11 protein-coding genes and 1 pseudogene are annotated in these 9,681 nt (G+C 69.1%); 4 read left to right on the plus strand and 8 right to left on the minus strand.

Features of this window, described 5'->3' with window-relative positions:
• The first annotated feature begins 3 nt into the window (after positions 1-3).
• Positions 4-444, plus strand: a complete 441-nt coding sequence (locus A9X05_RS21620; RefSeq protein WP_197499163.1) for a hypothetical protein — start codon at positions 4-6, stop codon at positions 442-444.
• On the opposite strand, the pseudogene A9X05_RS21625 reads toward A9X05_RS21620, so the two are convergent.
• The 4 genes and pseudogenes from A9X05_RS21625 to A9X05_RS21640 all read right to left on the minus strand — a co-directional run.
• Positions 445-591 (minus strand): annotated as a pseudogene (locus A9X05_RS21625) (haloacid dehalogenase type II); the annotation flags it as partial. It lies immediately after the preceding gene.
• 72 nt (positions 592-663) lie between these two features.
• Positions 664-1,203 carry an ester cyclase gene (locus A9X05_RS21630; RefSeq protein WP_067783982.1) on the minus strand — a complete coding sequence of 180 codons (540 nt, stop codon included), beginning with the start codon at positions 1,201-1,203 and terminating at the stop codon, positions 664-666.
• Between the two features lie 95 nt (positions 1,204-1,298).
• Positions 1,299-2,594: a cytochrome P450 gene (locus A9X05_RS21635; protein ID WP_067783984.1), complete on the minus strand. Its 1,296-nt coding sequence runs from the start codon at positions 2,592-2,594 to the stop codon at positions 1,299-1,301.
• Positions 2,595-2,604: 10 nt separating this feature from the next.
• Entirely contained in the window at positions 2,605-2,937 is a 333-nt protein-coding gene (locus A9X05_RS21640) for an MmpS family transport accessory protein (protein ID WP_197499162.1), read from the minus strand.
• Between the two features lie 107 nt (positions 2,938-3,044).
• On the opposite strand from A9X05_RS21640, the gene A9X05_RS21645 reads away from it, so the two are divergent.
• Entirely contained in the window at positions 3,045-4,130 is a 1,086-nt protein-coding gene (locus A9X05_RS21645) for a dihydrodipicolinate reductase (protein ID WP_067749629.1), read from the plus strand.
• 107 nt (positions 4,131-4,237) lie between these two features.
• Complete coding sequence (locus A9X05_RS21650; RefSeq protein ID WP_067783986.1) at positions 4,238-5,896, plus strand: Hsp70 family protein; 1,659 nt, start codon at positions 4,238-4,240, stop codon at positions 5,894-5,896.
• Between the two features lie 19 nt (positions 5,897-5,915).
• Here A9X05_RS21650 and A9X05_RS21655 read toward each other — a convergent pair whose 3' ends face one another.
• From A9X05_RS21655 to A9X05_RS21665, 3 genes are all read right to left on the minus strand, one after another.
• Positions 5,916-6,302 (minus strand): hypothetical protein, encoded by a 387-nt coding sequence (locus A9X05_RS21655; RefSeq protein WP_067749633.1) that lies wholly within the window; start codon positions 6,300-6,302, stop codon positions 5,916-5,918.
• A gap of 70 nt (positions 6,303-6,372) precedes the next feature.
• On the minus strand, positions 6,373-7,470 hold the full coding sequence (locus tag A9X05_RS21660) for an SAM-dependent methyltransferase (protein ID WP_067783988.1): 1,098 nt from the start codon (positions 7,468-7,470) through the stop codon (positions 6,373-6,375).
• 16 nt (positions 7,471-7,486) lie between these two features.
• Positions 7,487-8,443, minus strand: coding sequence for an SDR family oxidoreductase (locus tag A9X05_RS21665; RefSeq protein ID WP_067783990.1), 957 nt, complete (start codon positions 8,441-8,443; stop codon positions 7,487-7,489).
• A gap of 73 nt (positions 8,444-8,516) precedes the next feature.
• Here A9X05_RS21665 and A9X05_RS21670 point away from each other — a divergent pair, with 73 nt between their 5' ends.
• Complete coding sequence (locus A9X05_RS21670) at positions 8,517-9,236, plus strand: SHOCT domain-containing protein (protein ID WP_067783992.1); 720 nt, start codon at positions 8,517-8,519, stop codon at positions 9,234-9,236.
• Positions 9,237-9,341: 105 nt separating this feature from the next.
• Here the strand turns inward: A9X05_RS21670 and A9X05_RS21675 are convergent.
• Positions 9,342-9,681, minus strand: a 340-nt coding sequence (locus A9X05_RS21675) for an MBL fold metallo-hydrolase (RefSeq protein WP_156736893.1), incomplete at its 5' end; no start/stop codon positions are given.

A 9,681-nucleotide genomic window follows, 5' to 3' on the forward strand; every position in this document is an offset into this window, starting at 1 on the left:
TGCATGCGTGGCCTTTACGCGTTGGGCGGCCTGACCGTCGCGGCGATGCTGGCCGCCTGCCCCGGCGCCGCGGCCGCCCCCACCACCTCGCACACCGTGAAGTGGATCGAACTGCAGGTCGGCGACTGCGTGGCCGACCTTCCGCCGATCGACCTGAGCCGGGTGACCGTCACCGCCGTCGACTGCGCCACACCACATTTGGCCGAGGTGTACCTGCGCGGTCCCTTGGCCGTCGACAAAGCCGTCGCCATCGTCGCCAACAAGGACTGCAACGACGGATTCGCCCCGTACACCGGGCGATCCGTCGACGGCAGCCCGTTCTCGATCACGTTTCTCATCGACTCGAACCAGGACCGCACCGGCGCGGACCCCACGCCCAGCACCGTCATCTGCCTGCTGCAGTCCGCCACCGGGCAACCCCTGACCGGGTCGGCGCGCCGCTGATCAGCGGCCGAGTTGTGCCGCCAGGTCCAAGAAGTCGGACGCGTTGACGTCGAACTCGTCGGAATAGGCCACGTCGGCCTCGCCGTCGGCCCCGAACTCCATCGGGCGCGCGACGAAGGCGGTCCGGAATCCGAGTGCGGCCGCGGCGCCGGGGCAGGCGGCCAGCATCGCCGCGACGGTCAGGCCGCCCAACGCGTAAAGGCCACGCATGCAGAGAGTCTAGGCACCCGTGAGCGCCGGGTCGGGCTTTTCCGACGACATCGACAGGAAGCCGCGCGCGCAGCGCGCGGCCAGCAGCCAGTTCGCCGGCTTCTTCATGTCCAGCCCGCCGAGCAGCTGTTTGATCATGGTCAGCGTGTCGAAGTAAATACGTTCGCAGACAAGGGTTTCGGTGTCGTCGAAGACGAAGTAGGCGGTCATCCGGACCCGGAACCGGCTGCCGGTGGGCGGGACCTTGCCCAGGTAACCGCGATGGGTGCCCATCAACCAGAACTCGACGATCACCGCGTCGGCGCTGTGGCGCAGCGCGATGATCTCGTGGTCCTGGTCGGGAAAGGCGGTGCGCGTGTAGGTGTAGTAGTCGCGCACCGCCCTGTCGCCGTCGTGCACGATCATCTGCGGGATCAGCTCGTAGCGCGGATGCGGGAACGTCGCCAACACGTCGTCCCAGTCCTGGCGGACCTCGTCGTGGAAATGGTCGAGCACGAGCTTCTCGCGGGCGGCCAGCACCTCCGGGTTAGGAAACTCGGGAATCGTCATGCAGTAACGATAAACCTGGTCGAGCAGACACAAACTCGCACAATTTTGCGGCGCTCAGTGCGAGTTTGTGTCTGCTCGCGGAGCCGGACTGAGCGCTACCGGGGCGGGGTCCAGGCGACCGGCAGGGCCTTGATGCCGTGGATGAACTGCGACAGCAGCCGCGCAGGCTCGTCGGTCGCGACGATGTCGGGTATCTCGCGGCGCAATTCGTCGAAGACGACCCGGATCTCGCGGCGGGCGAGGTTGGCGCCCAGGCAGAAATGCGCCCCGCCGCCGCCGAATCCGAAATGCGGGTTGGGGGAGCGCGCCACGTCGAACTGCCAGGGATTGGCGAACTTCGACTCGTCGCGGTTGGCCGAGTTGTACCACAGCACGGCCTTATCTCCCTCGGCCAGCTTGGTGCCGCTCAGCTTGAAATCACGGGTCAGGGTCCGCCGCATGTAGACCACCGGCGAGGCCCACCGCACGATCTCCTCGACGGCGGTCGGCGCCAGCCGGTCGAAGTTGGCCCACCACTTGTCCCGTTCATCGGGGTAGCGGGACAGCGCCAGCACGCCGTGGCTGATCGCGTTGCGCGTCGTCTCGTTGCCGGCTACCACCAGCAGGATGAAGAACGACGCGATCTCCGCCGACGACAGCCGTTCACCGTCGACCTCGGCCTCGACCAGGCTGGTGGTCAGGTCGTCGTGGTGATTGACGCGGCGGTCCTCGGCGAGCGCGGTCGCGTACGCGCCGATGTCCATCGAGATCTTCAGGAACTCGTCGAAATCGGTCGTCAGGTCCGGGTCACCGAACCCGAGAATCACGTTGGTCCAGTGGAAGATTCGCTGATGGTCGTCCTCGGGGATGCCCATCATGTCGCAGATGATCTGCAGCGGCAGCGGCCCCGCGAGCTCGGTGACCAGATCGGCCTCGCCGTCGGGGTGGTTGGCGATCAGCGACGCGACCAGCCGGCGGGCGCGCTCGCGCACCGACGCCTCGATGCGCGCCACCACCTTCGGCGTGAACGCGCGGCTGACGATCGAGCGCAGCCTTTGGTGCCGAGGATCGTCGAGCACGATCATCGACCCGAAGTACTCGGCGATCTCCGGCGCGTTGTCGTTGACCGTGATGTTGGGGGTGCTGCTGAAGATCTCCGGGTGACGGCTGGCGAAGTGCACGTCGTCGTGGCGGCTGAGCGACCAATAACCCTCGCCCGCCACGAATCCCTCCATCTCGATCGCGGGCCAGAACGACAGCGGGGCCTCGCGACGCAACGTGGCGAACGCGCCGTCGCGGAAGTCGTCGTCCAGACCCCAGAAGTCGAGCGATTCCAGATGGATGTCGGAGAGCGGGACCTCCGGCGGAGGCGCCCCGTTGGTTCGCGTCGCGATACCCGTCTTCAGACTCACAGGACCTCCGTTAATGGGTGCATACGGTCCGGCCGCCGGCCGACTGCGCGTCGGCGACGACGTTGCCGTCGAGCAGGATCCGGCAGCGGATGGGGCCGACCCCCTGCGCGCTGACCACGAACACCTGGCCCCCGAAGGCGGTGAATTCCGTCGACCACGGCAGCGGCGCATTCACCTGGTGCAGCTGTCCGTTGTCGGTCTGGTACGAGATGTACTGCGCGACGCCGGTACCGGTCACCTCGTAACGGGCCTGGGGCATCTGGGGGAGGGCGTGCGCCACGCCCGGGGCCGCCGCGACGGCGACGGCGAACAGGATCGAGAGCCCGCGCACATGCTTGGTCATGATTTGCATCGTGTCACCACACGCGGTGCTAGGGAAGGTTTCCGGCCAAGGCGACGACCGGCCCGGTCTAGTGTGAGTCCCACGGGGGCTGGTACGGGAAGGTGAGTATGTCGGAACACGGTTCAAAACGTGTGGTGGTCTGGGGCACCGGCTTCGTCGGCAAGATGGTGATCGCCGAGATCGTCAAGCATCCGCTGTTCGAGTTGGTGGGTGTCGGCGTCAGCAATCCCGACAAGGTCGGCCGCGACGTCGGCGACATCTGCGGGCTGCCCGAGCCGGTGGGCATCAAGGCCACCGACGACGTCGACGCCCTGATCGCGCTGCAGCCCGACGCGCTGGTGCACTACGGCCCGACGGCGATGCACGCCAAGGACAACATCGCGCTGATCACCCGCTTCCTGCGGGCCGGCATCGACGTGTGCTCGACCGCGATGACCCCCTGGGTGTGGCCGACGATGCACCTCAACCCGCCGCAGTGGATCGCGCCCATCACCGAAGCCTGCGAGCTGGGGGAGTCGTCCTGCTTCACCACCGGCATCGACCCGGGGTTCGCCAACGACCTGTTCCCCATGACGCTGATGGGCCTGTGCTCGGAGGTGCGCCGGGTGCGCGCGTCCGAGCTGCTCGACTACACCAACTACGAGGGTGACTACGAGGTCGAGATGGGCATCGGCCGCGAACCCGAATACAGCCCGATGCTCGAAGACTCCAACATGTTGATCTTCGCGTGGGGCGCCACGGTCCCGATGATCGCTCATGCCGCGGGCATCATGCTCGATGAGATCACCACCACCTGGGACAAGTGGGTGACGCCCACCGAGCGGCACACCGTCAAGGGCGTCATCAAGGCCGGGCACGTCGCCGCCGTCCGGTTCACCATTAACGGAATCTACAAGGGCGACACCAGGATTCAGCTCGAGCACGTCAACCGCATCGGCCTGGACGCCGCCCCCGACTGGCCGTCCGGCCACGACAACGACGTCTACCGGGTGGACATCGAGGGCACGCCCAGCATCTTCCAGGAGACCGCGTTCCGGTTCACCGACGGCTCGGGCCGCGACGCGGCCACGGCCGGGTGCCTGGCGACCGGGATGCGCGCCCTCAACGCGGTGCCGGCCGTCAACGACCTGCGGCCGGGCTGGGTCACGCCGCTGGACCTCCCGCTGATCGCGGGGACCGGCAACATTCGCTGACGCGCCGCACAGCCGGCACCTAGGTTGCGCTGAGACGCGGTACAGGTTTCCGCGGCACAATGACGGCGAGCCGGTTTGCGAGTCGCTGAGGTTTGGGGTTGGGATACATGGCCGATGGAGCTGAGACCGCGCTGGGACTGTCGATCGGGGCCACCAACCTGGCGGCCGTCGCCCCCGGCCAGGCCATCACCCGCAAGCCCGTCCTGACGCTGTACCCCGAGCGCGCCCCCGAGGTCGGCATCCCCGCCGAGAACCCGCGGCTCAACCAGCCCGGCCTGGTGCTGACCGGATTCGTCAACCGGGTCTCCGACCCCCGCGGCATCGTGGCGCCCGACGGCTCGGTGCACCGCGGCGAGCAACTGATCGCCGACGCCATGCGCGCGCTCGCCTACGCCGTCACCGGCGGGCGGCCCCTGCCCGAGAGCGTCGCCGTGACCTACCCCGCCCACTGGCCGTCCGCGGCGGTGGACGCGGTGGGCACGGCGCTGAGCTCGGTGGCCGAATGGTCCAACCGGGCCCGGCCCCTGCTGCTGATTCCCGACGCCGCCGCCACGCTCGTCGCCGCGCGCAACAACGCCGGCATCCCGGGCCGCGGCACGGTGGCGGTGTGCGACTTCGGCGGCACCGGCACCAGCGTCACCTTCCTGCGCGCCGACGGCGACTACCAGGCGCTGGCCCCGACCCTGCGGCTGCACGACTTCTCCGGCGACCTAATCGATCAGGCGCTGCTGAGCGCCGTCGTCGCCAACATGCCGAGCACCGCGTCCTTCGACCCGGCCGGCACCGTGGCGATCGGCTCGCTGAGCCGGCTGCGGACCGCGTGCCGAAACGCCAAGGAAGAGCTGTCGTTCAACACGGTCACCACGGTGGCCGACGGGCTGACCGGCGAAATCCGGGTCACCCGCGAGGAGCTCGACGACGCGATCCGCACCCCGCTGGACAGGTTCGTGGCCGTGTTGGAAAACGCGTTGGCGCGCAACGGAATTGAAGATCTGGTCGCGGTGGCCTCCGCTGGCGGCGGGGCGCACATCCCGTCGATCACCACCACGCTGTCGCAGTACTTCCGCGTCCCGGTCATCACCGCGGCGCGCCCGGAACTGACCGCCGCCACCGGGGCCGCGCTGCGGGCGGCGCACGGGCCCGGGGAGGCGTTCGCGGCGGCGGCGACGGGGGCCGCCCCGGCCGCGCCCGTCACGGCGACGGCGCAGGCGGCTCCGGTGGGGTCGGAGAGGCCGACGGGGGCCGCGCCCGCCATTGACATCGACGAGCCGCGCGAGCGGCCGATCGCCAAGCGCAAGAACCGCCTGTTTCGGCTGCCGGTGCTGGCCGCGATCGTCGGCGGGGCGGCCGCGGTTGCGCTCGTGGGGACCGCGGTCACGATCGGCCTGACCTCCTCGAACGACTCGGCGAACACGCCGGCTCCGGGCGTGACCAGCAGTCGGGCGCCCGCCCCGCCGCCCAATACCGCGACGGCGCAGCCGGCGCCGCCGACGCAAGAGGCTCCGCCGCCGTCGAGCACGGACACCAACCCGCCGGCCAACACCGAGACGCCGTCCAGCAGCGTCCCGTCAGCCAAACCGCAGCAGGCGCCCCCACTCGCGGCCGGGCCCGCCCGTCCGGTGGCCCCGCGGATCCCCGAGGTGCCGCCCATCCCGCCGGTGCCGGGTCTCAACGAACCCATCCCGGGGCTGGACCGCGTCAATCAGATCGTGCAGGGGATCGCGGGCGACTTGGGCATCAGCGGCATCCCTCAATTCGGCCCGTAGCGCGGAACGGGCCGACGGGTCAACCCTTTTCGCCCTTGTTCTCGGCGGCCGCGGCCTCTTTTAGCTTCTCGTTGAGCTCCTTGTCTTTCTCGATCTGTTCCTTCAACGCCTGCTCGTCGCGCTCGTCGTCGGAATTTTCGGCCTTCGAGTCGGTACCCTCGGGAACCTCGTGCTTGGGATTGCCGTCCTCGTCCAGCCAGTCGTTGACGGCGGTGCCGGAAACGCTCCCGCCGGTGCCGGGCAGCACGATGGTCGGCTTCTCCTTATAGGCCTCCATCATCTCGGCGGCCTTCGCTTTATCGTCCTCGTCAGGCTCGGGCTTTTCCGTCAGCTTCTGATCGGTGTCCTCGTCAGCCGACTTGAGATCGGCGTCCTGGTCAGCCGACTTGTCGTCCTGCACGCTCATGCAATAACCCCCTCGCAATCGCAGGTCGCGATTGTCGGGGGTTACCCGTTGCCGGGATGTGTCGAAACTCTCACGCGCCGGATCGTTCGCGTTTGACCAGCTCGACCAGGGCCAGGGGGATTCGCATCGGCTCGGGTGCGCTTGCCAGCCGAGCCGCGACCGCGCGCTCGAGCTGATCGACGAACTCGCGGGCCCGGGCGTCGTCGACCCCGCTTTCCAGCCCGCGCACCAGGGCGGGAAACAGCGCCGCGCGGGCGAAGGCAGCCCACTGAACGCCGAAGGCCTCGGCGTCGCGGTCGGCTTGAAAGCGGGCCCAGAATCGGTCCTCGGCGTTGAACATCTCCAGCTGGTCGATCGTCAGGCCCTCGAAGCGCCCGCTGGGCGCGAACGGGGCGCGGAAGTCCTTCTCGCCGCGGGCGAAGGTGGGAATGGTCATCCGCCGCGCCTCGTCCTCGCGCACCAGGCCGTCGCGCACGCGCTCCCGCAGCCCCTCGAGCATCGCGTCGATCAGCGTCGGGAACCCCGTCGTGCCGTCTTCGTCGAGCGCGATCGTCATCACCACCAGCCGACCCTCGGGGGCCAGCTCGCGGCCCCGGAACGCGACGAAGTTGTGCCAGTCCAGCGCCGCGCGCTCGGCGTACGCCGCGCGCGCCGCGGCGTCGCTGCTGTAGGCGACGTGCACGTGATCGTGCACCTCCCCGGGCATCGCGCTCAGCCACTGCGTCGCCCACGACGACCAGCCGAGGTTGACCGTCTTGGACGGCACGATCTGGTCGTAGAACGAACGGCCGATCGACGACGCGAACGTCGCGTTGTCGAGCTGCAGGTAGCTCTCCGGGTCGTCTTCCAGGGTGTGGAAGAGCGCCGAGAAGTCGTTGTCCGGTATGTCGGTGTGCGCCACCAGGATTGCGTGGTCGTGACGGGTACGGCGGCGCAGCACCGCGATGGCGGCCGCGAGGGGCTTCAGCGAATTGTGGCCGTTGGCGGCGCCGTAGTCGGCGATGACGATGGGCTGCGGCGGCTTGGGCAGCGCCACCTGCTCGGCGGCGCGCTCGAACATCGCGATGGCCGGCGCCAGCCCGGCGGCCTGCAGCCGCGACGACTGGGTGTAAACGGGCTCGGGCCGAACCACAATGCTCGATTCGGGCATCCTTGGCTCAGGCCGCATGTCCCAACGATAGTCGTCAGTCCGGCTTCGGGTAGCTGACGCCGGTGAGCCGCTCGGAAAGCTCCCAAAGTCGTTGGCAGTCAGCCTCGTTGCGGGCCGGCGCCGGGACCTTGGCCGGCCGGACGCCGCCGCCGGCCAGCTCCTGAAACCCGCGGGGCCCGTAGAACGCGCCGCCCTCGGCGTGCGGGGCGGCCGCCGCGTAGAGCGCAGGCAGGATTCCCTCGTCGATGTCCTGCCACAGGAACGGCGTGAAGCGCCAGGACGCCTTGTACAGCCGCTCCATCAGCGCGGGCTTCTCCCGGCCGTGTGAGGGCCCGGCGATCTGCAGGTTGGTCTTGGTCAGGCCCGGGTGCGCGGCGTTGGACACGATGCCCCAACCGCCCGCTCGGCTGCGCCGGTCCAGCTCGAGGGCGAACATCAGCACCGCGAGCTTCGACTGGCCGTACGCCGACATCGCCGCGTAGGACTTCTCGAAATTCGGGTCGTCGAAGTGGATCTTGCCGCTTTGGCGGGCCGCCAGGCTGCTCAGCGAGACGACGCGCGCCTTGCCGGCGGCGCGCAGCAGCGGCAGCACGTGCCCGGTCAGCGCGAAGTGCCCGAGATGGTTGCTGCCGAACTGCAATTCGAAGCCGTCGGCGGTGGTGTCGCGTTCCGGCGGCGTCATGACGCCGGCGTTGTTGATCAGGATGTCGATCGGGCGGCCCTCGGCGTTGAGTTGTTCACCCAGCGCGGCGACGGAGGCCAGCGACGACAGGTCCAGCGCGGCGATGGTCAGCTTCGCGTCCGGCACCGTCTTGCGGATTTGCTCGATCGCCACCTCGCCCTTGGCGCGGTTGCGGATCGCCATCACGACGTCGGCGCCGGCGGCCGCGAACCGGCGGGCCAGGCCGAAGCCCAGGCCGCTGTTGGCACCCGTGACTATAGCCAGCTTGCCGGACAGGTCGGGGACCGTGGCGACGAGATCGTTGGCCATGCGTATCACTCCTTACCGGTTTCACCCGGCTCCCAGTGTGCGCCGTCTGCCGTCGCGGTGACACACTGCCTGGATGAGCAGCCGACGGCTCGCGAAGATTTCGCTGGCCGCTGCCATCGTCGTGATGGTCGTATCGGTGGGCGGCTTCATCGCCGCCCTGGTGCTCAACGCCTTCTTTCTGGACAAATACAACGCCTACGGCGAGGTGCCCGTCCCCGGGTCGGGCAGCCTCTACCTGCCCGCCGGTGATGTCACCATCAGCCTGCACACCGTCGTCATCAGCGGCCCCGACCGCGGGCTGCCGGTGCCGCCGCTGGGCGTCACGATCGCGCCGCCCGACGGGGTGGCGCAGCCCGTCGTGACCGAGAGCATCGGGACGACGACGACGGTCAACAACGATGCGCACGTGCGGGTGTGGGTCGCCCGCGTCGCGTCGAGCGGCACCTACAACATCACGACCGACGGACAGGTCAACGGGTACATCGACCCGCGACTGGCCTTCGGCCACAAGAGTTCCTACGGCTTTGCGGTGTGGCTGTTCGTCGCCACGTTCGTGGTGGGCCTGGCCGGATCGGTGTTGTCGGGCCGGTGGCTGAGCCGCACCCGCCGCCGGGCGGTGGTGGCGGCGAATCCCTACTACGGGGCGCCGGTCGTGACCGCGGCGCCCGTCGAGCCGACCGACGAGGGGGTGCGCCTGGAGCGGCTCAAAACCCTTGCGGCGCTGCGTGACTCGGGGGCGCTGACCCAGGAGGAGTTCGAGGCCGAGAAGCGGCGGATCCTCGAGGGGCAATAGGGTGGCGACTTTCGGATTTGATATCGCCGGTGATATCAAATCCGGGGACCGCATGGTGGTCGGGAAACCGCTGCGCGCGTGACGGATGCGCGGGCTGCGCCGTCATCAGTGCCCCCGGGCCACCCACTCCTCGTAGTGCACGATCTCGTCGCCGATCGTGGTGTCATCGCCGTGGCCGGTGTGCACCGGCGTCTCGCCGGGCAACTTGCCCAACCGCTCGGAGATCGACTGCAGGATCGTCGGGAAATCCGAATAGGAGCGGCCGGTAGCGCCCGGGCCGCCGGAGAACAGGGTGTCGCCGCTGAACACCACGCCGAGGTCGTGCGAATACCAGCACACCGATCCGGGCGAGTGGCCCGGGGTGTGCAACGCGCGCAGCTCGGTCCCGCCGATCTTGACCGTCTCGCCGTCGGATACGGAGCGGAACTCCTTGTCGGGGTGCGTC

Origin of the sequence: Mycobacterium sp. E3298, from assembly GCF_001666895.1 — a bacterium.
Classification (GTDB): domain Bacteria; phylum Actinomycetota; class Actinomycetes; order Mycobacteriales; family Mycobacteriaceae; genus Mycobacterium.

Bases quoted from the DNA above. Each gene is read 5' to 3' on its own strand.
- A9X05_RS21620 (WP_197499163.1), top strand. From the start codon at position 4: ATGCGTGGCCTTTACGCGTTGGGCGGCCTGACCGTCGCGGCGATGCTG.
- A9X05_RS21645 (WP_067749629.1), top strand. From the start codon at position 3,045: ATGTCGGAACACGGTTCAAAACGTGTGGTGGTCTGGGGCACCGGCTTC.
- A9X05_RS21670 (WP_067783992.1), top strand. From the start codon at position 8,517: ATGAGCAGCCGACGGCTCGCGAAGATTTCGCTGGCCGCTGCCATCGTC.
- A9X05_RS21630 (WP_067783982.1), bottom strand. From the start codon at position 1,203: ATGACGATTCCCGAGTTTCCTAACCCGGAGGTGCTGGCCGCCCGCGAG.
- A9X05_RS21665 (WP_067783990.1), bottom strand. From the start codon at position 8,443: ATGGCCAACGATCTCGTCGCCACGGTCCCCGACCTGTCCGGCAAGCTG.
- A9X05_RS21660 (WP_067783988.1), bottom strand. From the start codon at position 7,470: ATGCGGCCTGAGCCAAGGATGCCCGAATCGAGCATTGTGGTTCGGCCC.
- A9X05_RS21640 (WP_197499162.1), bottom strand. From the start codon at position 2,937: ATGACCAAGCATGTGCGCGGGCTCTCGATCCTGTTCGCCGTCGCCGTC.
- A9X05_RS21655 (WP_067749633.1), bottom strand. From the start codon at position 6,302: ATGAGCGTGCAGGACGACAAGTCGGCTGACCAGGACGCCGATCTCAAG.
- A9X05_RS21650 (WP_067783986.1), top strand. From the start codon at position 4,238: ATGGCCGATGGAGCTGAGACCGCGCTGGGACTGTCGATCGGGGCCACC.